Here is a 23912-nt window from a genome sequence, read left to right as displayed (position 1 = left end):
CAAAATGTAACGCTTTGATAACAACTCAAATTGATAAAAGTGGAGGGCTACAAAAGGGGCAACTGAAGTATCTGGCGAGGAGAAAGGTTTAAGCGGTCAAGGTTAATACGGTGATAAGCATGGCTCATCACGATTGCCCGGAATAAAATATTTGCAGTACAAGACAACGAACTAATAATAATTATAAAATTCGTATCAATTATTGTTTCTGTTCATCATCATCCGCAAACAGATCGATAAACGCCCGTTGTTCAGGAGAGAGTTTCCAGGTCGCTGGAATATTCGGCTTATTCTCTGCGCTGCGTTGACTCTCTTGTTCATGGTCATCCGGAGATGGCATCACGGTGGAGCGTTGTTCCAGTGTGGACATGACCTACCCCCACACGTTCCAGGCCACGAGCGCGACAATAACCCAGAACACGGCAGAGCCAAGAAACACAGCGAACCAGGCTTTACGTTTCATCACGGGATCCCGGCGTGCTGGCTGGTTTCCTGAAGGCATCGCTAACCTCATACTATAGAAATCACTTATCATTTAAGCACCAAACAATCGGTACAATTAATCATCAGATAGGAGGAATCCTAATAAAAAAGGTCAAAAAAAGCCAGATAATTTTCATACTCGACCTGATAAATAAATTAATTATTTGATCGGTTATAAATATTTGAGAGGGATTTTTGGCGACCTTACTAATTTGAAACTACTTTAGCAAGTGTTTACCATAAACAATATATGGTTAATATATAGAGGAAAAATATTGAATAGATTCAGACTCTGCCGTCGGTATCGCTTTATGTTTGAGGATACCGACGAGGTAACAGCCGTTATTATTTCTCAGGCAATTTAATATCTTTAAACATGGCTTCAATATCGTCGTTGGAACGTAGCGCCACCGCCGTATCCACCACATCACGCGTCAGATGCGGCGCGAAACGTTGAATAAAATCATACATGTAACTGCGTAAAAAAGTGCTGCGACGAAAACCAATCTTGGTGGTGCTATGGCTGAAGATATCATGGGCATCAACGCGCACCAGGTCAGGGTCGGAGACAGGATCAACCGCCATACTGGCAATTACCCCCACGCCGAGGCCCAGGCGTACATAGGTCTTAATGACATCGGCATCGGTCGCGGTAAAAACTATACGCGGCTCCAGACCCGCACGATTGAACGCGGTGTCCAGTTCCGAACGTCCGGTAAATCCGAACGTGTAGGTCACCAGTGGATACTGCGCCAGTTCTTCAATGGATACGGCGGATTTGCCCGCCAACGGATGGTCCGGCGTAACGACAATCGAACGGTTCCAGTGGTAGCAAGGCAGCATCACCAGATCGTCATACAGGTGCAGGGCTTCCGTCGCGATAGCAAAATCTGCATTCCCTTTCGAGACGGCTTCGGCGATTTGCGTCGGCGACCCCTGGTGCATATGCAATGAGACGCGAGGATAACGCTCAATAAAGCCTTTAATGACGTTCGGCAAAGCGTAACGCGCCTGAGTGTGCGTGGTGGCGATATACAGTGAGCCTTTGTCCGGCCAGGTATGTTCGCCAGCAACGGACTTAATGGCGTCCACCTTCGACAAAACTTCTCGCGCGATTCGAATGACTTCCTGCCCCGCTGGCGTAACCTGGGTCAGGTGCTTACCGCTACGGGCAAAAATCTGGATGCCAAGTTCATCTTCCAGCATACGAACTTGCTTACTGATACCTGGCTGCGAGGTATAAAGCCCTTCCGCCGTTGAGGAGACATTAAGGTTGTGGTTCACCACCTCAACAATGTAGCGAAGCTGCTGTAATTTCATGTTAAGCCATCCCGATTTGCGCCATCAAATCATCGTTTCAGAGCAGGCTTGTTGGCGCTGCTAATACGATTTAATAATAAAAAGTGTGTTAACTATAACCACTATATCATTTCTATGTGAGCTGTATAGGGATGACAAAAAATAATACGCCAGAAACAAAAAGGGCCGCTTACGCGACCCTTTGAGGAGAAATTCAGCCGGAATGCTGTTATTTCTTCCCTTCTACCCATTTACCGTCAACGAAGAACGCGGACCAGCCGGTCGCCTTACCGTCTTTCTCCGCAGCAACGTATTGCTGCTTGGTTTTACGGCTGAAACGAACCATCGACTTGTTGCCGTCCGGGTCAGTCTGCGGCGCATCTGCCAGATAGCGCAGTTTTTCCGGCAGACGATCGCGGAAGCGGTACAACTCTTCAACCAGCGGCGCACGTGTCTCACGTGATTTCGGGAACGTATTTGCCGCCAGGAAGATACCTGCAGCACCATCACGTAACACGAAATACGCATCAGATTTTTCACACGGCAGTTCTGGCAACGGAACCGGATCCTCTTTCGGTGGAGCAACTTCACCGTTACGCAGGATCTTACGGGTATTTTTGCACTCGTCGTTGGTACACGCCATGTACTTGCCGAAACGTCCCATTTTCAGGTGCATTTCAGAGCCACATTTCTCGCACTCAACAATAGGACCGTCATAACCCTTGATGCGGAATTCGCCTTCTTCGATCTCATAGCCGTCGCAGGTAGGGTTATTACCACATACATGCAGCTTGCGCTTAGGATCGATAAGGTAGCTGTCCATCGCCGTGCCGCACTTCTGGCAGCGACGTTTGGCGCGCAAAGCGTTGGTTTCCGCATCGTCGCCTTCCAGCACGTTCAGCACTTCGTTTTCCGGCACCAGATTAATGGTGGTTTTGCAACGCTCTTTCGGGGAAAGCGCATAGCCAGAACAACCCAGGAAAACGCCGGTGCTGGCGGTACGAATACCCATCTTACGTCCGCAGGTTGGGCAATCAATGCTGGTCAGCACCATCTGGTTCGGACGCATACCGCCCTCTTCAGGATCTTTCTCGGCTTTATCCAGTTGCTGAGTAAAATCAGTGAAGAAGTTGTCGAGTACGCCCTTCCATTCGGCTTCGTGATTTGCCACCTGGTCGAGACTGTCTTCCATCTGCGCGGTAAAGTCGTAGTTCATCAGTTCGCGGAAGTTTTCTTCCAGACGATCGGTGACGATTTCACCCATTTTTTCAGCGTAGAAGCGACGGTTCTCAACGCGAACATAACCGCGATCCTGAATCGTAGAAATGATCGACGCATACGTGGATGGGCGACCAATCCCACGTTTTTCAAGCTCTTTCACCAGCGAAGCTTCACTGAAGCGCGCAGGCGGTTTGGTAAAGTGTTGCGCAGGTGTCAGTTCGATGAGCGTCAACGTATCGCCTTTATCCACCGCTGGTAAAATGCGGTCTTCATCGCCCTTACGCAGCGCAGGCATCACTTTCGTCCAGCCATCGAAGCGCAGAATACGACCACGCGCCTTCAGACGGAAATCACCCGCACCCACCGTCAGCGTGGTGGAATCATATTTAGCAGGCGTCATCTGACAGGCAACAAACTGGCGCCAGATCAGCTGATACAGTTTTTGCGCATCGGCTTCCATATCTTTCAGCGATTCCGCCTGAACGGCGACATCGGAAGGACGGATAGCTTCGTGCGCTTCCTGCGAGTTCTCTTTGCTGGCGTACTGGTTCGCGCTCTCCGGCAGATACTTTTTGCCGAAATTATCGCTGATGTATTCGCGAACCATGTTCACCGCATCCTGGCTCAGGTTGGTTGAGTCAGTACGCATATAAGTGATGTAGCCCGCTTCATACAAGCGCTGCGCCATCATCATGGTTTTCTTCACGCCGAAGCCCAGACGCGTGCTGGCGGCCTGCTGTAGCGTGGAGGTGATGAACGGCGCACCCGGCTTGCTGCTGGTCGGCTTATCTTCGCGTTCCAGAACGCTGTAGCGCGCTTTTTCCAACAGGCTAACGGCGGCAAGCGTTTGTTCCCGGTTGACCGGACGGAACGGTTTATCATTCTGATGCGTCACCTCAAGCGGTAACGCGTCACCGCCTGGCGTGGTCGTGTTAGCATCAATTTCCCAGAACTCTTCAGGAACGAATGCTTTGATTTCGCGTTCACGCTCAACCACCAGACGCACGGCAACCGACTGTACGCGGCCTGCTGACAGGCCTCGCGCAATTTTTTTCCACAGCAGCGGCGACACCATATAGCCCACAACACGGTCCATAAAGCGGCGCGCCTGTTGCGCATTGACGCGGTCGATGTTCAGCTCGCCCGGCTTTTCAAACGCCTGACGAATAGCGTTTTTGGTAATTTCGTTAAACACCACGCGACTGTAGCGGGTGTCGTCGCCGCCGATCACTTCCCGCAGGTGCCACGCAATGGCTTCCCCTTCGCGGTCAAGGTCGGTTGCGAGATAGATGTGGTCGGCTTTTTCAGCCAGTTGCTTCAGTTCAGAAACAACTTTTTCTTTCCCGGGCAGCACTTCATAGCGCGCATCCCAGTTGTGCCACGGGTCAACACCCATACGATTGACGAGAGCGCCACGTTCATCCTTTTTGGGCTTTTTAGCCGTTTTGGTGGAGGTTGAGTCGGCGCTCTTTTTAGTTGCTGAGCCACTGGTCGGCAAATCACGGATATGACCGACGCTGGATTTCACCACGTAGTCATTACCCAGATACTTGTTGATCGTTTTGGCTTTTGCCGGGGACTCAACGATGACAAGAGCTTTACCCATATTCACCTTTACCTAATTTGATTCTTCCAGAATGCGTCGCACGTTGATTCACCTTCCACTGGCGACGAGACATCGATATGGTCTCTGCGTCGGCGGATATCAACCCTTAAACTGATTCGCGATTGTAATGTAACTCTCATGTAACTGAGTTAACAGGCTTTTTCGCTCACAAACGCTATAGCACGACGGAGTATTGGTCGAATGTCAAGCAAATCTGTTGCCAGATTGACGAAAGCGTCACACTGTACCTGATAAAATGCGTTACGCAACTTTATTAGCATGCAAAAACAAATCTCGCCACTTGCAACACTGTCGTAAGACCTTCATTTAAGTCAGGGAATATTTGCCCATAAGCCGGGCTCGGCGTAGACTAATGTCCTTGTTTAAGGAGTAAATAATGCATAAAGACACTCAACCCATCGATCGCGAAACACTGCTGATTGAAGCCAACAAAATCATTCGTGAGCATGAGGACACGCTGGCGGGGATTGTCGCCACCGGCGTAACGCAGCGAAATGGCGTGCTGGTTTTCAGCGGAGATTACTTTTTAGACGAGCAAGGGCTACCGACGCCCAAAAGTACGGCGGTGTTTAATATGTTTAAACATCTGGCGCACGTACTTTCTGAAAAGTATCACTTGATCGATTAACACGAGAAATGATTTGCCGGATGACGGCTGCGCCTCATCCGGCAATTACAATTTTACATCAGCGGTTTTTGCCCCCGCTGCCACCAACGCATCAGTAAACGATCGGCGCTCTCGGCGGCACTGCCGGTAAAACGGTCCATCAGTTTTTTACGCTGCAGATAACGTACGTTTAATACGTCACGACCGTCCATCAGTCCGAGGATCACCTCATCGCTGGTATTGATCTCATCCACCAGCCCGTTGGCCAGCGCCTGTTGACCAAACCAGTGTTCACCCGTGGCAACCTGCTCAATGTCCAGAGCCGGACGCATGCGCTGTACAAAATCTTTAAACAGATGATGGGTTTCGTTCAGGTCTTCGCGGAATTTCTGCCGCCCTTCTTCCGTGTTTTCACCAAGTAAGGTCAGCGTACGCTTATACTGTCCGGCGGTGTGCAGTTCGATATCAATATCTTTCCCTTTAAGGAAGCGGTGAAAGTTCGGGATCTGTGCCACAACGCCAATAGAGCCGACAATAGCAAACGGCGCCGAGACAATTTTATCCGCCACGCAAGCCATCATATATCCGCCGCTCGCAGCGACTTTATCTACCGTAACGGTCAGCGGGATCTGCTTATCGCGCAGACGTTGTAACTGGGACGCGGCCAGGCCATAGCCGTGTACTACGCCGCCCGGACTTTCCAGACGAACCACGACCTGATCCTGGGGTTTAACGACCGCCAGCACTGCCGTCACCTCTTCGCGTAATGCGCTGACCTCATGGGCATCCATACTGCCTTTAAAATCAAGCACCCATACCCGTGGTTTATCAGATGACGTACTGTCTCCCAGTTTCGCTTTTGCCTTAGCGGCCTTCACCTCAAGCTTGTGTTTCTTTTTCTGCGCCTTATGCCAGAATTTTTGCTGATGCCCATCCAATAAGGCCAGCGACAGGTCTTCTTTCATCTCTTTATATTGATCGCTGAGATTAATAACCCGCAATTCCCCACGCTGACGTTTGCGTTGTGTCGCGTTTACGATCAGCATAACTACCACCGCAATAGCCACCACGACAGTGACAATTTTTGCCAAAAACAACCCATATTCAGACAACAATTCCACGTGACCCACCTTGGTTAAACAACGCTACTTTCGCTCAGTGTACAACAGCCTCGTTAACCCGTCTTGCTTCATCCATTCAGTAAAAAGCATGACAACGCGTTCATTTTGCGGTGTTATTGCCTTTGGCTGATTGAAAAAGAACAGGGTTTAAGGCATAAAGCCCAAAAGTTATCGCGAACGAGATGGCCAGGACGTCGCCGAGGAGTAGCCGTGCATTATCAACCGAAACAAGATCTTCTACAGGACCGCATTATTCTGGTCACCGGTGCCAGCGATGGTATCGGGCGAGAAGCCGCACAGACCTACGCGCGTTACGGCGCGACCGTTATTCTGTTAGGGCGTAACGAAGAAAAACTGCGTCAGGTTGCCCGCTCCATCGCCGAAGAAAAAGGTACGCAACCACACTGGTTCACGCTAGATCTGCTCACCTGTACGTCTGACGAATGCCACCAGCTCGCACAGCGCATTGCCGCGCATTTCCCGCGTCTGGATGGCGTACTGCATAATGCCGGATTGCTCGGTGACATTTGCCCGATGAGCGAGCAAAACCCGCAGGTATGGCAGGACGTGATGCAGGTAAACGTGAACGCCACCTTTATGCTGACTCAGGCATTGCTGCCGTTGTTGCTCAAATCCGATGCCGGATCGCTGGTCTTTACCTCCTCCAGCGTCGGTCGCCAGGGGCGCGCCAACTGGGGGGCATACGCCACCTCCAAATTTGCTACCGAAGGAATGATGCAGGTTCTGGCTGATGAATATCAGAACCGCCACCTGCGCGTAAACTGTATCAATCCTGGTGGAACGCGTACCGGCATGCGAGCCAGCGCGTTCCCGACGGAAGATCCGCAAAAATTGAAAACCCCCGCCGATATTATGCCGCTCTACCTGTGGCTGATGGGCGATGACAGCCGCCGTAAAACCGGTATGACTTTCGATGCCCAGCCGGGCCGTAAACCAGGAATCGCCCAATGAGTGAAGAACGCTATCAGCAGCGCCAGCAGCGCGTAAAAGACCGGGTTGACGCCCGTGTTGCCGCCGCCAGAGACGAGCGCGGGATTATTATTGTGTTCACCGGAAATGGTAAGGGTAAAACCACCGCCGCGTTCGGTACCGCCACGCGCGCAGTAGGCCACGGTAAAAAAGTCGGCGTAGTGCAATTTATTAAGGGGACGTGGCCAAACGGTGAACGTAACTTACTCGACCCCCACGGCGTTGAGTTTCAGGTCATGGCGACAGGATTTACCTGGGAAACGCAGAACCGCGAGTCGGACACCGCAGCCTGTATGGCAGTGTGGGAACACGGCAAGCGGATGCTGGCCGACGCTGAGCTGGATATGGTGATACTGGACGAGCTGACCTACATGGTTGCATACGACTATCTGCCGCTCGACGAGGTCATCAATGCCCTAAACGCGCGCCCTGCCCATCAAACGGTCATTATCACCGGTCGTGGATGTCATCGCGATATTCTGGAGTTAGCGGATACGGTCAGCGAACTGCGGCCGGTTAAGCACGCCTTTGAAGCGGGTGTGAAAGCCCAGATGGGGATCGATTACTGACAGTAGGCCGGATAAGGCGCTTACGCCGCATCCGGCTCCACGCTAACGCCTGATGGCGCGTTGCTTATCAGGCCTACTCATGATTAACCGTTGTTGCTGCGACCGCCCGGACGACGGCTGCCGCCAACCTGAGAGTGGCGCTTCACCGCACGGCGGATCTGGTTTGCCTTCATACGGCGACGATCTTTCTCGACGGCAACTTTAGAGGTGGTTTCCGGCTTCAGTTCCACCAGTTCACGCAAATAGTTGGTCTGCGCGAGGTCAAGTTCCGTCCAGCCGCCACGCGGCAGGCCCTTCGGCAGTGGGATATCACCGTAACGTACACGGATAAGACGACTTACCTGCACGCCCACGGCTTCCCACAGGCGACGGACTTCACGGTTACGCCCTTCGGTCAACGTGACGTTATACCACTGGTTGATCCCTTCACCGCCGCTGAACTTGATCGTTTTAAATGCGGCCGGACCATCTTCCAGCTGCACGCCACGACTCAGATCGCGCAATTTCGCGTCATCAACCTGACCAAACACACGCACCGCATATTCACGTTCAACTTCGCGGCTTGGGTGCATCAGACGGTTCGCCAGTTCGCCATCGGTGGTAAACAGCAGTAAACCACAGGTATTCACGTCCAGACGTCCCACGGCAATCCAGCGCGCATCGCGCAGTTTTGGCAGACGATCAAACACGGTCGGACGACCTTCCGGGTCGTTACGGGTACACAGTTCACCTTCTGGCTTGTAATAAGCCAGAACACGGCAGATTTGCTCCGCAGATTCTTTCACCGAAATCAGATGACCGTCGATACGGATTTTCAGACCCGGCGTAACTTCAACGCGATCGCCGAGCGTGGCAATTTTGCCATCAACGCTCACGCGACCCGCGGCAATTATGGATTCAATTTCACGGCGAGAACCGTGGCCAGCGCGCGCCAGCACTTTTTGTAACTTTTCGCTCATAGAGCTTCCTTTAGATGTCGCCTTCACAGGCGTCGAACAGGAGAATCAACGGCGCCAGTCAGCGCCATTTTAAGGCCGCGTAGTATAGCGGTTCGCGCCCTTATAAGAAAGGTTTAACGTCGCCGACGCCTTCGCGCAATACCACCGGGGAATCATCGGTTAAATCAATGACCGTGGTTGGCTGCTGGCCGAGATATCCACCGTGGATAATCAAATCCACCACTTTCTCCAGACGATCTTTGATTTCTTCCGGATCTGACTCGGTAAATTCGCTGCCCGGCAGCATCAGTGATGTAGAGAGCATAGGCTCGCCCAGCGCTTCCAGCAGCGCCAGCGCAATCGGATTCGAGGGTACACGCAAGCCGATGGTCTTACGTTTTTCCTGCAACAGTCGACGTGGTACTTCTTTCGTCCCCTTCAGGATGAACGTGTAGTTACCCGGCGTGTTGTTTTTAATTAAACGGAAGGCCACGTTGTCGACAAACGAATAGGTCGACAGTTCGGACAGGTCACGACACATCAGCGTAAAGTTGTGCCCGTCCGGCAGGTGACGGATGCGACAAATGCGCTCCATTGCGCCTTTATCTTCAATTTTGCAACCCAACGCATAGCCGGAATCAGTTGGATAGACGATCACCCCTCCTTTACGCACGATTTCAACGGCCTGATTGATCAGGCGCTGCTGTGGGTTTTCGGGATGAATATAAAAAAACTGGCTCATACTTTCCTCTCTGTGGTCTCGGGCTGTTCCCAAAGTTGCCAGACGCCTTCTACGCCTGCGGGCAACCAGAGTTTACGACCCAGCTCAATCCATGGGCAGGGTAGATGAAAATCAGACCCTTGCGATGCCCACAGTTGATGCTGACGCGCAAGCGTCGCCAGATGGGTGCGTTCATTGGGAGACTGCTGGCACTGTGCCACTTCCATCGCGTCGCCGTGATGTTCAGCAAAATGCGCAACCAGTCTTTTCAGCCACTTAGCGCTAAGATCGTACCGCCCAGGATGAGCCAGAACTGCCTTACCGCCAGAATGATGAATGACATCAATAGCTTGTTCTATTGTACACCACTGTGGCGGAACGTAACCGGTTTTCCCACGAGCAAGATATTTTTTAAAGACATCCGCCATGGTTGTGGCTTTTCCGCACTCCACCAGGAAACGCGCGAAATGCCCCCGAGTGATCGCCCCGCCATCAGCCAGGCGTAATGCCCCTTCCCACGCGCCGGGAATATGTGCTTTGTCGAGTCGTTCAGCAATCAGGCGCGCGCGCTGCTGACGACGTTCCGTTTGCTGCGCCAGAAATTCGCACATCATTGGATGGGCGATATCAATGTTCAGACCCACGATATGGATCTCATGGTTTTCCCAGACTGTTGATATCTCGACGCCAGGGATCAAATTTAACGCTAAACCCGCACGTGAAATTTCTTCTCTTGCCGCCGCAATACCCGCCGTGGTGTCATGATCGGTGATCGCCAGTGTACCGACTCGCATCTCTACCGCACGGTGTACTAAGGCTTCTGGCGTTAATCGCCCATCGGAGGCTGTAGTATGACTGTGCAGGTCATAAATCACTGCGTAATTCGTGTCGCTCAATGCGGCTCCCGTTTCACTAAATGTCTTAACCCGCTCATCATAGCGGTTTAGACAAATATACTGAAATCAGGTGTTGACTTTATTCCATCGAACTAGTTAACTAGTACGCAAGTTCACATGAAGAAGGTATCTGAGATGAAAGCAACATTCGTTCTGCACGGTTGGTGGCGCACTTCCTGATTTCGGGCAGTGTCTTACGTCTGCAATATGCAACCAGATACCCGGCCCGCCAAATGAGCGGGCTTTTTTTTGAACAAAATTAATGAGAATAACGATGCAAACACAAAAACCGACACTCGAACTGCTTGCCTGCGATGCCGCCTACCGTGAAAATCCGACGGCGCTGTTTCATCAGGTGTGTGGCGCACGTCCGGCAACGCTGCTGCTGGAATCTGCCGATATCGACAGCAAAGACGATCTGAAGAGCTTGCTGCTGGTCGACAGCGCATTACGCATTACCGCCATCGGTGACACTGTCACCATTCAGGCATTATCCGCTAACGGCGCATCGCTGCTGCCGCTGCTGGATGCTGCCCTGCCAGCGGGTGTTGAGAACAAACAACAGCCGAATGGTCGCCATCTGCGATTCCCTGCCGTTAGCCCGCTGCTGGATGAAGACGCCCGCTTATGTTCCCTTTCCGTATTTGATGCCTTCCGTTTATTGCAGGAGCTGGTTAATGTTCCTGCGCAAGAACGTGAAGCGATGTTCTTCGGCGGTCTGTTTTCCTACGACCTGGTTGCCGGTTTTGAAGATTTACCTCAGCTTGAAGCGGGCAACCGTTGCCCTGACTACTGCTTCTATCTGGCAGAAACGCTCATGGTCATCGACCATCAGAAGAAAAGCACCCGCATTCAGGCCAGCATATTTACCCCCAGCGATGCAGAAAAACAGCGTCTTAATGCCCGTCTGGCGCAACTGAGCCAGCAGCTTACCGAACCTGCGCCGCCGCTGCCCGTCACTGAAGTTCCGCACATGCGCTGCGAATGCAATCAGAGCGATGAAGAGTTTGCCGCCGTGGTTCGTGGTATGCAAAAAGCCATTCGCGCTGGCGAAATTTTCCAGGTGGTTCCATCCCGTCGTTTCTCGCTGCCCTGCCCGTCACCGCTGGCGGCCTACTATGTGCTGAAGAAAAGTAACCCCAGCCCGTACATGTTTTTTATGCAGGACAACGATTTCACACTGTTCGGCGCCTCTCCGGAAAGCTCGCTGAAATACGATGCCACCAGCCGGCAGATTGAAATCTATCCGATTGCCGGGACCCGCCCACGCGGTCGTCGTGCGGACGGTTCGCTGGACCGCGATCTCGACAGCCGTATTGAGCTGGAGATGCGTACCGATCATAAAGAGCTTTCCGAGCACCTGATGCTGGTAGACCTGGCGCGTAACGACCTGGCGCGCATCTGTACGCCCGGCAGCCGCTACGTTGCTGACCTCACCAAAGTGGATCGTTATTCCTTCGTTATGCACCTGGTTTCCCGCGTAGTCGGCGAGCTGCGTAGCGATCTGGATGTGCTGCATGCTTACCGCGCCTGTATGAACATGGGCACGCTAAGCGGAGCGCCGAAAGTTCGCGCCATGCAGCTTATCGCCGAGGCCGAAGGCCGTCGTCGCGGCAGCTATGGCGGCGCAGTGGGTTACTTCACGGCCCATGGCGATCTGGATACCTGTATTGTGATTCGTTCCGCCCTCGTGGAAGACGGTATTGCCACCGTACAGGCTGGCGCCGGAATTGTTCTGGATTCCGTTGGGCAGTCAGAAGCCGATGAAACCCGTAATAAAGCGCGTGCGGTTCTGCGTGCTATCGCCACCGCACACCACGCACAGGAGACCTTCTAATGGCTGATATTCTGCTGCTCGATAATATCGACTCTTTTACCTATAACCTGGCAGATCAGCTGCGTACTAACGGTCATAACGTGGTGATTTACCGCAACCATATTCCGGCCCAGACATTAATAGACCGCTTAGCGACCATGAAAAATCCGGTGCTGATGCTCTCTCCAGGTCCAGGTGCGCCAAGCGAAGCGGGCTGCATGCCGGAGCTGTTAACCCGCCTGCGCGGCAAGCTGCCAATCATCGGCATTTGTCTGGGGCATCAGGCCATTGTCGAGGCCTATGGTGGATACGTGGGACAGGCGGGGGAAATCCTGCACGGCAAAGCGTCCAGCATTGAACACGACGGTCAGGCAATGTTCGCCGGTCTGGCAAATCCGTTGCCGGTGGCGCGCTATCACTCGCTGGTTGGCAGCAACGTTCCGGCCGGATTGACCATCAACGCCCACTTTAACGGCATGGTGATGGCGGTACGTCACGATACCGATCGCGTATGTGGCTTCCAGTTCCATCCAGAATCCATTCTGACCACCCAGGGCGCACGTCTGCTGGAGCAAACGCTGGCCTGGGCGCAACAGAAACTCGAACAGACCAATACCCTACAACCTATTCTGGAGAAACTGTATCAGGCCCAGACGCTGTCTCAGCAGGAAAGCCACCAGCTGTTCTCCGCCGTGGTACGCGGTGAACTGAAGCCGGAACAACTGGCTGCGGCGCTGGTGAGCATGAAAATTCGTGGCGAGCACCCGAATGAAATTGCCGGTGCGGCAACCGCGCTGCTGGAAAACGCCGCCCCGTTCCCGCGACCTGATTATCTGTTTGCCGATATTGTCGGTACCGGCGGTGATGGCAGCAACAGTATCAATATTTCCACCGCCAGCGCCTTTGTGGCGGCCGCTTGCGGACTGAAAGTCGCCAAACACGGCAACCGCAGCGTCTCCAGCAAGTCGGGCTCTTCGGATCTGTTAGCGGCTTTTGGCATCAATCTGGATATGAACGCCGATAAATCCCGTCAGGCACTTGACGACCTCGGTGTGTGTTTCTTGTTTGCGCCGAAATACCACACCGGTTTTCGCCATGCTATGCCGGTACGCCAACAGTTGAAAACCCGTACGCTGTTTAACGTCCTCGGCCCGTTGATTAACCCGGCACATCCGCCGCTGGCGCTGATCGGCGTTTACAGTCCGGAACTGGTGCTGCCGATTGCCGAAACGCTGCGCGTGTTGGGGTATCAGCGGGCAGCCGTGGTGCACAGCGGAGGCATGGATGAAGTTTCCCTGCATGCACCGACCATTGTGGCAGAGTTGCATGATGGCGAAATCAAGAGCTATCAACTGACGGCAGAAGACTTTGGCCTGACGCCTTACCACCAGGAACAGCTGGCTGGCGGCACGCCGGAAGAAAACCGTGACATTCTTAGTCGCTTGTTACAAGGTAAAGGTGAAGCCGCTCATGAAGCTGCTGTTGCCGCGAATGTCGCCATGTTAATGCGCCTGCACGGTGAAGAAGATTTAAAAGCCAATGCGCAAACCGTGATTAATGTACTGCGCAGCGGCGCGGCCTATGACCGTGTCACTGCACTGGCAGCAAGAGGGTAAATGATGCAAACCGTTTTAGCGAAAATTGTCGCAGACAAGGCGATTTGGGTAGAAGCCCGCAAACAGCAACAACCGCTGGCCAGCTTTCAGAATGATGTTCAACCCAGCGCTCGTGATTTCTACGATGCGCTGCAAGGTGCACGCACCGCCTTTATTCTGGAGTGCAAAAAAGCGTCTCCGTCAAAAGGCGTGATCCGTGATGACTTCGACCCGGCACAGATTGCGGGCGTATATAAACAATATGCTTCTGCGATTTCCGTACTGACCGATGAGAAATATTTCCAGGGGAGCTTTGATTTCCTGCCCATCGTCAGCCGCATCGCACCGCAACCGATTCTGTGTAAGGACTTTATTATCGATCCTTACCAGATTTACCTGGCGCGCTTCTATCAGGCGGACGCCTGTCTGCTGATGCTGTCGGTACTTGATGATGAGCAATATCGTCAACTCGCCGCCGTCGCCCACAGTTTGAAAATGGGCGTACTGACCGAAGTCAGTAACGATGAAGAGCTGGAGCGTGCTATCGCACTGGGTGCCAAAGTCGTCGGTATCAACAACCGTGATTTACGCGACCTGTCGATTGATCTGAATCGCACCCGCCAACTGGCGCCGCGACTGGGTCATGGCGTAACCGTCATCAGCGAGTCCGGTATCAATACCTATGGTCAAGTGCGAGAACTCAGCCACTTCGCCAACGGTTTTCTGATTGGCTCAGCGTTGATGTCGCATGATGATCTGCATGCTGCCGTGCGTCGCGTTCTGCTCGGCGAAAATAAAGTCTGCGGTTTAACCCGGGCTCAGGATGCAAACGCGGCATACGAAGCGGGTGCCATTTACGGCGGGTTGATTTTTGTGTCCACATCGCCACGCGCGGTCAGCGTTGAACGCGCACGCGAGGTCATGACCGGCGCACCGCTGCAATATGTCGGGGTGTTCCGCAACACAGAGATCACCGACGTGCGCGAAACAGCGGTGGCTCTGGGGCTAACAGCCGTGCAATTGCATGGTAGCGAAGACCAGGCCTATGTTGACGCCCTGCGCGACGCGCTCCCCGAACAGGTGCAAATCTGGAAGGCGTTAAGCGTCAGCGAAACGTTGCCAGCTCGTGATTATCAGCACGTCGATAAATACGTATTCGACAATGGTCAGGGCGGCAGCGGTCAACGCTTCGACTGGTCACTTTTAGGCGGACAATCGCTGGATAACGTTTTACTGGCTGGCGGACTCGGCGCTGATAACTGCGTTGACGCGGCAAAAACCGGCTGTGCCGGTCTCGATTTCAATTCTGGCGTAGAGTCACAGCCGGGCATCAAGGATGCACGTCTTTTGGCTTCGGTCTTTCAGACGCTGCGCGCATATTAAGGAAAAGGACATGACAACATTACTCAATCCGTATTTTGGTGAATTTGGCGGTATGTATGTGCCACAGATTCTGATGCCTGCCCTGCGCCAGCTGGAAGAAGCTTTTGTCAGCGCGCAAAAGGATCCTGAATTTCAGGCGCAGTTTACAGACCTGCTGAAAAACTATGCTGGTCGTCCAACTGCCCTGACCAAATGCCAGAACATTACTCAAGGCACCAACACTACGCTGTATCTCAAACGTGAGGATTTGCTGCACGGCGGCGCGCACAAAACCAACCAGGTGTTGGGCCAGGCGTTGCTGGCGAAGCGTATGGGGAAAACGGAGATCATCGCCGAAACCGGCGCGGGCCAGCACGGTGTTGCATCGGCTCTCGCCAGCGCACTGCTGGGGCTGAAATGCCGTATTTATATGGGTGCAAAAGACGTTGAACGCCAGTCGCCAAACGTTTTCCGTATGCGTCTGATGGGGGCTGAAGTTATCCCGGTTCACAGCGGTTCTGCAACGCTGAAAGATGCCTGTAACGAAGCGCTGCGCGACTGGTCTGGCAGCTACGATACCGCGCACTATATGCTCGGTACGGCGGCGGGTCCACATCCCTTCCCGACCATTGTTCGTGAATTTCAGCGCATGATCGGCGAGGAAACTAAAGCGCAGATCCTTGAAAAAGAAGGTCGCCTGCCGGACGCGGTTATCGCCTGCGTGGGCGGAGGTTCTAACGCCATCGGTATGTTCGCGGACTTTATTAATGAAACCAGCGTCGGTCTGATTGGCGTCGAGCCTGGCGGCCATGGGATTGAATCAGGGGAACATGGCGCACCGTTGAAGCATGGTCGTGTCGGGATTTACTTCGGCATGAAGTCCCCGATGATGCAGACCGAAGAAGGACAGATTGAAGAGTCTTACTCTATTTCCGCGGGGCTGGATTTCCCGTCTGTCGGGCCGCAGCATGCGTATCTGAACAGCATTGGTCGCGCCGATTATGTTTCGATCACCGACGACGAAGCGCTCGAGGCCTTCAAAACGCTGTGTCTGCACGAGGGGATTATTCCGGCGCTGGAGTCCTCCCATGCCCTGGCACACGCATTGAAAATGATGCGTGAAAACCCGGAAAAAGAGCAGTTACTGGTGGTTAATCTCTCCGGTCGCGGCGACAAAGACATTTTCACCGTACACGATATTCTGAAAGCGCGAGGGGAAATCTGATGGAACGTTACGAAAACCTGTTTGCACAGCTGAAGGACCGCAAAGAAGGTGCTTTTGTCCCCTTCGTAACCCTGGGTGATCCGTCTGTTGAGCAGTCACTGAAAATCATTGATACGCTGATTGAAGCCGGTGCTGATGCCCTTGAGCTCGGTATTCCGTTCTCCGATCCGCTGGCTGACGGTCCAACCATTCAGGAAGCCACCTTGCGTGCGTTTGCCGCCGGCGTCACGCCGTCGCAATGCTTTGAAATGCTGGCGCTGATTCGCCAGAAGCACCCTACGATTCCCATTGGCTTGCTGATGTATGCCAACCTGGTGTTTAGCAAGGGCATTGACGAGTTTTACGCCCAGTGTGAAAAAGTGGGCGTGGATTCCGTGTTAGTAGCCGATGTTCCCGTTGAAGAGTCCGCGCCATTCAGAGCTGCGGCGCTCCGCCACAACATTGCGCCAATTTTTATCTGCCCACCGAACGCTGATGAAGAACTGCTGCGCCAGATAGCCTCTCATGGCCGCGGCTATACCTATTTGCTTTCGCGTGCGGGCGTGACCGGTGCAGAAAATCGAGCGGCATTACCGCTGCATCACCTGGTCGAAAAGTTGAAAGCATATGATGCTCCACCTTCTTTACAGGGGTTTGGTATCTCTGCGCCTGAACAGGTAACCGGCGCGATTGACGCTGGCGCTGCTGGCGCTATTTCCGGCTCGGCAATTGTGAAAATCATTGAGAAAAATGTTGCGGCACCGGAACAGATGCTGGCTGAGCTGAAAGCTTTTGTCAGCGCGATGAAAGCCGCCACCCGGCAGTAAGCTAAATCAACCGCCAGAGACTTCTGGCGGTTTTACGCTTCTTTCGTGTGCTTCATTTTATACATGGCGCTATCTGCATTCTGAATAGCCACATCCAGTTCACCGTTCACCTCTGCAATCCCCCACGATACTGACAATGGCACGGTATGACCGTCCACTACAAACACATGGCTGGTCACCTGCCCGCTGATACGTTGAGCGATTGCGATGGCATCAGTTGCCTGCGAGCGAAACAGCAGGATCATAAATTCATCCCCGCCGGTACGAATCACAATATCGTGGCTGGTGCGGGTGTTTGATAACATCCTGTTGGCGATAATTTGCAGCGCACGATCGCCTGCCGCGTGACCCCAGGTATCATTGACGGCCTTGAACTTATTGCAGTCCAGTAGCACCACCGAACAGTGGGATAAATCACGGCGCTTGATGATGTCGAGTATTCGGCGATTAAAGCAACCGGTCAGGGTGTCTATATAAACCTTCAGGTCGCTTTCGTTTAGCCATGATTTTAGCGAGAAACTAATCATGATGAAAAAGAACGGCGCCAGCAGGATCACGATCCCGGCATGGGTATCGCGCGTCATAAAACGGCCTAATGAAAGCGAATAGTGCAGCGCATATTTCTCCGAAAAATTGCGCACTAAAAAACGGGATTGACCTGTACATTTACCGGATAAACAAAGACTTTCATTGTTGGTCAAATTTACCAATTCCACATTCAACTCTGGTGGGAGCTGGTAGTCAAATGCTTGAGCCAACGCTTCCTGCAATTCGGGCTTTGAATGGTCATAAACCAGATAGGCCACGATTTGGTCTGATATCTCTTTGCCAGACAGATCGTAGATATAGCTCACCACGCTGTAAGCTTTTTCACCGGTAATTTTATCGGTATAGAAGTTCGTTGAACTAAGGGCTTTGTTTTTGACGTTTTTTTGCAACAGTCGGGTATAGAAATCGACCGGCGGATAGAAAAAGTTGGTGAGATCCCGCGCCATTTCAGAATTTGAGAAACTGAAGTTGCGCGAATCGGAAGCCATAAACCAATAAAAATAATCTGAATTTTTGGCGATAATATATCGATGTGCATCGAAGCTGCCCGGATTTAGCTCATTAACCATACCACGAATAAATTCCGCCGCCGTATACATACACAGCGCGTTGTGGCTGGCTTGCTGGGCAATAATTGTCCCCGTTACCGAATGCAGACGCTTTGGGTCGGCGTTAATTCCCCATTCATTCTCATTGCGGGGAACAAATTGTGAAATATCGCCACATTGCTCACCCGATTTAATATGGTGATAGCGCTCACCAATCGCATCGGCGATCAGCTCATTATCGTTAAAAATGTCCATCATGCGCGCTTGCATGCGGTTAACACCGTCACTGACTGCAGCCATCCGCTGCTCATAAATTATAAACAGAAACAACGACGTAAATATCAACGTAATGAGCCCTGATACCAGCAGTGCTTGCCTGTTTCTGAGCTTGTCCTGCACAATCTTCACGAGTTCACCCTGATAGTTAACATATTGCCAAACCGGTTACCCGTTTCTGTCGTTGCATAACTGCGCTGTATGTTGATTGAGAATGTTAACCGTCCCTAAGCTGATGCCTTAGAAGCCCGCCATTGTGTGCGCTAAAGTTACAGACTTATACAATAAAAGCACATTTTTGTTAACATAAATGCAAACTAATCATCACCCTCAATCGGATACCCTGCCCGACGAATGGCCTCACGACAATCGCTCACGCCTGCGGCATAGCCCGCTTCAATCTCACAAACAGGACTGGCGCTGCAATAAGGTAGTTTAACCGGAGTCGCAATGCGTTTCTCCAGCACTTCAATTTTATCCATAAAATTCAATAAATCACGCGCGGCACTCACGGCGAACTCTGCCGTTTCATCTCCGGTGAATGGTTCCAAAAGTGTGATTTTTTGTTGTAGCAGGTGGCGAGTCAACATCATCGTCAATACCCTCAAAGCCAGTTTGCTTAAAGAGTAGCATTACATCGACGGGGAGAAAGGCAGGAAGAAATAAACTGGTAATAAAAAAGCTGATCGTGGAACGATCAGCTTTTCCTTATTTTAATCACGGACTTAGAAGCGATAACCCGCGGAGAACATAAACACCCACGGATCGAGGCGTACGCTGTCATGCTGCTGCGCGCCAGCCAGTTTGTAGCTCGCGGTGGTGTCGATATCCATGTACCAGACCGACATGTTAATCAGCCAGTCGCGGTTAATCAGATAGTCCATACCCACTTGCCCTGCTGCGCCCCAGGAGTCTTTCAGGCTCAGGTCAGATAAACCGGTTTCTTTGCCGTTATTGTTAAAGCCTTCGTCAAAGAAGGTGGTGTAGTTCACACCGACACCAACGTACGGACGCAGTTTGCTGCTGGAATCGCCGAAATACCACTGTGCCATTAAGGTTGGTGGTAAATGGTGAACGGTCGCAATATCACCTGTTGTGGCAGTGCCAATTTTATGGCGGAACGGCGTGGCTGCCAGTAATTCAACACCGATATTGTCGGTTGCCATGTAGGTAAATGTCAGACCCAACTGCGTGTTATTGCTGACATCAAAGCCACCCAGGCTCCCCAGCGTACCACCCGCGCCTTCCGTCGGTCTGACGGTGGCAGAACCTGCACGAATAAAGAATTCTCCGGCTTCATGCGCAAATACGTTACCAGAGAGAAGAGTTGTTAAAGCCACTGCTGCAACTGTTAATTTTTTCATGTCCGCTCCATCGTTATGGTTATAAAAGCGGAACGAATATACCTACATTGGAGTAATAAGTGATCTAACCTGGATCACATTGACTTTGATAATTTAACATTTATTGATCCAGATTAAGTTAGAACTTGCATTCAAAATCCTGGTTAACCTAATTCAGATCAATTTTGATATATTTTCGCCACGCAAGTACCTGACCTCCGTTACAGAATAGCGATGGTTATTTGTTCGTGATGCGCAGAGAACAACCAACGTTCTTGCATGACGCTGAAGTCATAGTCAAAAATTACCGGGGCTTTACAAAGATATGCTTTTCCATACACCGCGCGATGCTGCCACTGTAGAGTTATCCAGGGTACAATTGCCCACAAATGAACACCTGCAAAACTCAAGGAGAGTGCATGTCTATCACGGCGAAATCCGTTTACCGTGACACGGGAAACTTTTTCCGTAATCAATTCATTACCATCTTGCTGGTATCGTTGTTGTGCGCGTTTATCACAGTGGTGTTAGGGCAAGCCTTTTCTCCCACCGACGCACAAATTGCGCAACTCAGTGAAGGCAATCAGTTAACCAGCAGCGTGGGATTGTTCGATCTGGTGCAAAACATGACCCCGGAGCAACAGCAAATTTTGCTACGCGCTTCCGCGGCGTCGACGTTTTCCGGTCTGATTGGTAATGCCATCCTCGCCGGGGGTATTATCCTGATGATTCAGCTGATTTCAGCCGGTCATCGGGTCAGCGCGTTACGCGCCATCGGTGCCAGCGCGCCGGTTTTGCCGAAGCTGTTTATTCTGATTTTTCTGACTACTCTGCTGGTGCAAATCGGTATTATGCTGGTGGTGGTACCCGGTATTCTGCTGGCTATCCTGCTGGCACTTGCACCGGTGATGTTAGTACAGGACAAAATGGGTGTCTTTGCCGCGATGCGCAACAGTATGCGTCTGGCGTGGTCGAATATGCGCCTGGTTGCACCAGCAGTGATCGGTTGGCTGCTGGCAAAAACGTTGTTGTTGCTTTTTGCGCCAAGTTTTGCGGTACTTACGCCAAATGTAGGCGCGGTATTGGCGAATACGCTGAGCAATATGATCTCCGCCGTATTGCTGATCTATTTGTTCCGCCTGTACATGCTAATTCGCCAATAAACCCTGAACGCATTCCGGGCTTGTACCCGGTGCTTTTGATGACGGAATCGAAGAATGAAGCAGTTTCTTGATTTTTTACCGCTGGTTGTCTTTTTTGCTTTTTATAAGCTCTATGACATCTATGCGGCGACCTCGGCGCTGATTGTTGCGACGGCTGTGGTTTTGATTTACAGCTGGGTCCGCTATCGCAAGGTCGAGAAGATGGCATTGATCACTTTTGTTCTGGTAGCCGTGTTCGGTGGCCTGACCATCTTCTTCCACAATGATGAATTCATTAAGTGGAAAGTAACGGTGATTTACGGGCTGTTTGCCGGTGCACTGCTGGTTAGCCAATGGGTAATGAAAAAGCCGCTGATTCAGCGCATGTTAGGTAAAGAGCTGAGCTTGCCACAGCCGGTTTGGACAAAACTTAACTTCGCCTGGGCCGTCTTCTTTATCCTGTGCGGTCTGGCGAATATCTATATCGCGTTTTGGCTACCGCAGAATATTTGGGTCAACTTTAAAGTATTCGGCCTGACCGCCCTGACTTTACTATTTACGTTACTGAGCGGAGTCTATATTTACCGCCACCTTCCGCAGGAAGATAAATCGTAATAAATGCTCGCCAGATCTCCGGATCTGGCGAATTTTTATCCCTTCGCGTTCCTTGTTGCCATCAAACCTTGCTTACTTCCGTCCCGCAGGCCGCATCACCTCTGTTCTCAGCGCGTAAATTCTAGTAGCATCGCGCCTGTAATCTTTCTCTATAGTCGGTTCTACAATGACAACAACGAATAACACTCCCCAGGGCGAACTGGTTTTACGCACTCTGGCTATGCCTGCCGATACCAACGCGAACGGTGATATTTTTGGCGGCTGGCTGATGTCACAAATGGATATAGGTGGCGCTATTCAGGCCAAAGAGATCGCACATGGTCGCGTGGTAACGGTGCGGGTTGAAGGAATGAGCTTTTTGCGCCCGGTTGCCGTGGGCGATGTGGTTTGTTGCTATGCACGCTGCGTGAAACGCGGGACGACCTCGATCAGCATTAATATTGAAGTCTGGGTGAAGAAAGTCGCTTCAGAACCTATCGGCCAGCGCTATAAAGCTACCGAAGCCCTGTTTATCTACGTTGCCGTTGATAAAGACGGTAAACCGCGGCCGATTCCCTCCCTGGCCTGATAGCACGCGCAAGAATCGCCATCCGGCAACCATTCTGCCGGATTTGGCGGTGTAACGCCAAATCCGGCCTGATGCTTACTCGATCTGTGTTGTGCCGTTCAGGCGGAAAACAATATTCACCACCAGCCCGGAACCAGGCTTACCGGCTTCATAACGCCATCTGCGCATCGCATTTTTCACTTCACGCTCAAACATATTCGCAGGCTGTGCGGACAGAACTTCCACATTTTCAACCCGGCCATCCGAGGTCACGTCAAATTTGACCTTCACACGGCCTTCAATGCGCAACGCCTGTGCACGTGCCGGATATTGAGGCTGATTACGACTTAAGGCTCGCGGACCCGATGGAGCACTCACCGCCGGTTTAGTGGTTGCCGGAGCGGTACTGGTTGTTGGACGCGCAGGCGCCGTATTTTCAAACGGGGACGTCGGACGCGGCTCTGCTGGTTTAACATCACGCTTCGGCTGCTCTTCCACCTTTTTCACCGGTTTTGGCTTCGGCTTAGGTTTCGGCTTCGGTTTCTCAATCACTACCGGCGCTTCTTTTGGCGGTTCGGGGATCGGTTCTGGCTCCGGTTCAGGCTCGACGACGGGTTCCGGCGGCGGCTGAACGGCCTGAGGCGGTTCAAGATCGGCAGGCGCAACCATCGTAACGGAGATCGGCTGCGCTGGCGCAGGCAGTTCAATAACCTGATGTACCGAGGTATACAGCAAACCTGCCACTACAGCACCATGAATGCCGACAGAAAGTAACGTAGGCCAGGGAAAGCGACGAGGTAAATCAAGGGTCATTGAAGTCATAATCGTTTCAGTAAAAAAACCAGGCCCTGATTTTAAATGCAAATAGCAATCATATTCAATAAGACCGTGAAGCTAACTGGCATTTAAAACGCGATTTTATGATAAAAAACCATTTTCAAAGTATGGCCTTAACATATTAGTTATCTTTCCGTTGCAGTTACCAGGCCTTTCCAATAACGTAAATATGACCTTTTACCGTTCAAGGAGCTCTACCCGTGCTGTACGTTATTTACGCTCAAGATATCGCAGACTCTCTCGAAAAACGTCTTTCCGTACGCCCTGCTCATCTGGCTCGTCTGCAACTCCTTCATGACGAAGGCCGTTTGCTCACGGCGGGTCCTATGCCAGCGGTTGACAGTAACGATCCGGGCGCCGCAGGCTTTACCGGCTCAACGGTGATTGCAGAATTTGAATCTTTAGAAGCCGCGCAGGCGTGGGCGGAAGCCGATCCCTACGTGGCGGCAGGTGTTTACGCGCAGGTTTCAGTAAAATCTTACAAAAAAGTATTTTAAAAACAAAACGAAAAGCAGACATTGGGCACCGACAGCGGTGCCCTTTTGAGATCAGATGTTGTGGATCGCAAACAGCAACGAGTTACGTTGATGGTTGAGAATACACTTTCTGATGGTATGGATACGCATATTACGGCGCGATTGTCCTTCAAGCCAACGTGCTTTACGGCGGCTAGCCTGACGCAGCATCCGCCAGCGTCCCACTTCCGTTCTACTACGCTTCATGTTTACTACTCTTTCAGTCACTGAGCGGCCATTATAACGCCACACCGAATGCAGACC

Annotated in this window: 26 protein-coding genes, 1 pseudogene and 1 other annotated feature; of the genes and pseudogenes, 14 read left to right on the top strand and 13 right to left on the bottom strand. The window is 52.0% G+C overall.

Features of this window, described 5'->3' with window-relative positions; all coding sequences use genetic code 11:
• Positions 1-199: 199 nt before the first annotated feature.
• From HV345_RS11310 to topA, 4 genes are all read right to left on the bottom strand, one after another.
• Positions 200-370, bottom strand: coding sequence for a hypothetical protein (locus HV345_RS11310; RefSeq protein WP_016153249.1), 171 nt, complete (start codon positions 368-370; stop codon positions 200-202).
• A gap of 3 nt (positions 371-373) precedes the next feature.
• Entirely contained in the window at positions 374-514 is a 141-nt protein-coding gene (locus HV345_RS11305) for a YmiA family putative membrane protein (protein WP_213083732.1), read from the bottom strand.
• Between the two features lie 314 nt (positions 515-828).
• On the bottom strand, positions 829-1803 hold the full coding sequence (gene cysB, locus HV345_RS11300) for an HTH-type transcriptional regulator CysB (RefSeq protein WP_016153251.1): 975 nt from the start codon (positions 1801-1803) through the stop codon (positions 829-831).
• Positions 1804-2011: 208 nt separating this feature from the next.
• Entirely contained in the window at positions 2012-4609 is a 2598-nt protein-coding gene (topA, locus tag HV345_RS11295) for a type I DNA topoisomerase (protein WP_133086445.1), read from the bottom strand.
• Positions 4610-5006: 397 nt separating this feature from the next.
• On the opposite strand from topA, the gene HV345_RS11290 reads away from it, so the two are divergent.
• Complete coding sequence (locus HV345_RS11290; protein ID WP_003020616.1) at positions 5007-5258, top strand: YciN family protein; 252 nt, start codon at positions 5007-5009, stop codon at positions 5256-5258.
• Between the two features lie 53 nt (positions 5259-5311).
• Here HV345_RS11290 and sohB read toward each other — a convergent pair whose 3' ends face one another.
• On the bottom strand, positions 5312-6358 hold the full coding sequence (gene sohB, locus HV345_RS11285) for a protease SohB (protein WP_181636637.1): 1047 nt from the start codon (positions 6356-6358) through the stop codon (positions 5312-5314).
• A gap of 210 nt (positions 6359-6568) precedes the next feature.
• Between sohB and HV345_RS11280 the strand changes: the two genes are divergently transcribed.
• Together HV345_RS11280 and cobO are read left to right on the top strand one after the other, a co-directional pair.
• Positions 6569-7330 carry a YciK family oxidoreductase gene (locus HV345_RS11280; RefSeq protein ID WP_016156651.1) on the top strand — a complete coding sequence of 254 codons (762 nt, stop codon included), beginning with the start codon at positions 6569-6571 and terminating at the stop codon, positions 7328-7330.
• Entirely contained in the window at positions 7327-7917 is a 591-nt protein-coding gene (gene cobO / locus HV345_RS11275; protein ID WP_181636636.1) for a cob(I)yrinic acid a,c-diamide adenosyltransferase, read from the top strand. Before HV345_RS11280 ends, cobO begins: the two co-directional genes overlap by 4 nt.
• Positions 7918-8000: 83 nt before the next feature.
• Here the strand turns inward: cobO and rluB are convergent, their stop codons facing one another.
• The 3 genes from rluB to rnm form a co-directional block, all read right to left on the bottom strand.
• Positions 8001-8876, bottom strand: coding sequence for a 23S rRNA pseudouridine(2605) synthase RluB (gene rluB, locus HV345_RS11270; RefSeq protein ID WP_006684306.1), 876 nt, complete (start codon positions 8874-8876; stop codon positions 8001-8003).
• Positions 8877-8976: 100 nt separating this feature from the next.
• Positions 8977-9597: an L-threonylcarbamoyladenylate synthase gene (locus tag HV345_RS11265; RefSeq protein WP_016153256.1), complete on the bottom strand. Its 621-nt coding sequence runs from the start codon at positions 9595-9597 to the stop codon at positions 8977-8979.
• A complete protein-coding gene (gene rnm / locus HV345_RS11260; protein ID WP_029139558.1) occupies positions 9594-10472 on the bottom strand; it encodes an RNase AM in 879 nt (292 codons plus the stop codon). The genes HV345_RS11265 and rnm overlap by 4 nt, the downstream gene beginning before the upstream one ends.
• Before the next feature lie 135 nt (positions 10473-10607).
• On the opposite strand from rnm, the gene trpL reads away from it, so the two are divergent.
• From trpL to trpA, 6 genes are all read left to right on the top strand, one after another.
• Complete coding sequence (gene trpL, locus HV345_RS11255; RefSeq protein WP_012905981.1) at positions 10608-10652, top strand: trp operon leader peptide; 45 nt, start codon at positions 10608-10610, stop codon at positions 10650-10652.
• Positions 10629-10723 (top strand) — a sequence feature (Trp leader region). (Overlaps the previous gene by 24 nt.)
• Before the next feature lie 23 nt (positions 10724-10746).
• On the top strand, positions 10747-12309 hold the full coding sequence (locus HV345_RS11250) for an anthranilate synthase component 1 (protein WP_016156654.1): 1563 nt from the start codon (positions 10747-10749) through the stop codon (positions 12307-12309).
• Positions 12309-13904 carry a bifunctional anthranilate synthase glutamate amidotransferase component TrpG/anthranilate phosphoribosyltransferase TrpD gene (gene trpD / locus HV345_RS11245; protein WP_003020639.1) on the top strand — a complete coding sequence of 532 codons (1596 nt, stop codon included), beginning with the start codon at positions 12309-12311 and terminating at the stop codon, positions 13902-13904. Before HV345_RS11250 ends, trpD begins: the two co-directional genes overlap by 1 nt.
• Before the next feature lie 3 nt (positions 13905-13907).
• Positions 13908-15266, top strand: coding sequence for a bifunctional indole-3-glycerol-phosphate synthase TrpC/phosphoribosylanthranilate isomerase TrpF (trpCF, locus tag HV345_RS11240; protein ID WP_103766496.1), 1359 nt, complete (start codon positions 13908-13910; stop codon positions 15264-15266).
• Positions 15267-15276: 10 nt separating this feature from the next.
• Positions 15277-16470, top strand: coding sequence for a tryptophan synthase subunit beta (gene trpB, locus HV345_RS11235; RefSeq protein ID WP_003020645.1), 1194 nt, complete (start codon positions 15277-15279; stop codon positions 16468-16470).
• Positions 16470-17276 (top strand): tryptophan synthase subunit alpha, encoded by an 807-nt coding sequence (gene trpA, locus HV345_RS11230; RefSeq protein WP_016156657.1) that lies wholly within the window; start codon positions 16470-16472, stop codon positions 17274-17276. Before trpB ends, trpA begins: the two co-directional genes overlap by 1 nt.
• A gap of 32 nt (positions 17277-17308) precedes the next feature.
• Here the strand turns inward: trpA and HV345_RS11225 are convergent, their stop codons facing one another.
• The 3 genes from HV345_RS11225 to ompW form a co-directional block, all read right to left on the bottom strand.
• Complete coding sequence (locus HV345_RS11225) at positions 17309-18781, bottom strand: GGDEF domain-containing protein (RefSeq protein ID WP_019076881.1); 1473 nt, start codon at positions 18779-18781, stop codon at positions 17309-17311.
• A 185-nt stretch (positions 18782-18966) separates the two neighbouring features.
• Entirely contained in the window at positions 18967-19242 is a 276-nt protein-coding gene (locus tag HV345_RS11220) for a hypothetical protein (protein WP_016153262.1), read from the bottom strand.
• A 132-nt stretch (positions 19243-19374) separates the two neighbouring features.
• A complete protein-coding gene (ompW, locus tag HV345_RS11215) occupies positions 19375-20013 on the bottom strand; it encodes an outer membrane protein OmpW (protein ID WP_016153263.1) in 639 nt (212 codons plus the stop codon).
• A 283-nt stretch (positions 20014-20296) separates the two neighbouring features.
• Here ompW and HV345_RS26415 point away from each other — a divergent pair.
• The 4 genes and pseudogenes from HV345_RS26415 to yciA form a co-directional block, all read left to right on the top strand.
• Positions 20297-20383 (top strand): annotated as a pseudogene (locus HV345_RS26415) (YkgJ family cysteine cluster protein); the annotation flags it as partial.
• 28 nt (positions 20384-20411) lie between these two features.
• Positions 20412-21155 (top strand): YciC family protein, encoded by a 744-nt coding sequence (locus HV345_RS11210; protein WP_181636635.1) that lies wholly within the window; start codon positions 20412-20414, stop codon positions 21153-21155.
• A 54-nt stretch (positions 21156-21209) separates the two neighbouring features.
• On the top strand, positions 21210-21749 hold the full coding sequence (locus tag HV345_RS11205; RefSeq protein ID WP_016153265.1) for a septation protein A: 540 nt from the start codon (positions 21210-21212) through the stop codon (positions 21747-21749).
• 166 nt (positions 21750-21915) lie between these two features.
• Positions 21916-22317: an acyl-CoA thioester hydrolase YciA gene (gene yciA, locus HV345_RS11200; protein ID WP_016153266.1), complete on the top strand. Its 402-nt coding sequence runs from the start codon at positions 21916-21918 to the stop codon at positions 22315-22317.
• Between the two features lie 75 nt (positions 22318-22392).
• On the opposite strand, the gene tonB is transcribed toward yciA, so the two are convergent.
• Positions 22393-23109, bottom strand: a complete 717-nt coding sequence (gene tonB / locus HV345_RS11195; protein ID WP_016156660.1) for a TonB system transport protein TonB — start codon at positions 23107-23109, stop codon at positions 22393-22395.
• A gap of 224 nt (positions 23110-23333) precedes the next feature.
• Here tonB and HV345_RS11190 point away from each other — a divergent pair, with 224 nt between their 5' ends.
• On the top strand, positions 23334-23630 hold the full coding sequence (locus tag HV345_RS11190; protein WP_181636634.1) for a YciI family protein: 297 nt from the start codon (positions 23334-23336) through the stop codon (positions 23628-23630).
• 51 nt (positions 23631-23681) lie between these two features.
• Here HV345_RS11190 and HV345_RS11185 read toward each other — a convergent pair whose 3' ends face one another.
• The gene (locus HV345_RS11185; RefSeq protein ID WP_016153268.1) at positions 23682-23855 is read right to left on the bottom strand and encodes a YciY family protein; all 174 of its coding nucleotides are present in this window, start codon (positions 23853-23855) and stop codon (positions 23682-23684) included.
• Positions 23856-23912 lie beyond the last annotated feature (57 nt).

This window comes from Citrobacter sp. RHBSTW-00986 (genome assembly GCF_013783065.1).
Taxonomy (GTDB): Bacteria; Pseudomonadota; Gammaproteobacteria; order Enterobacterales; family Enterobacteriaceae; genus Citrobacter; species Citrobacter braakii.
This window is presented reverse-complemented; position numbering and strand designations above follow the sequence as displayed.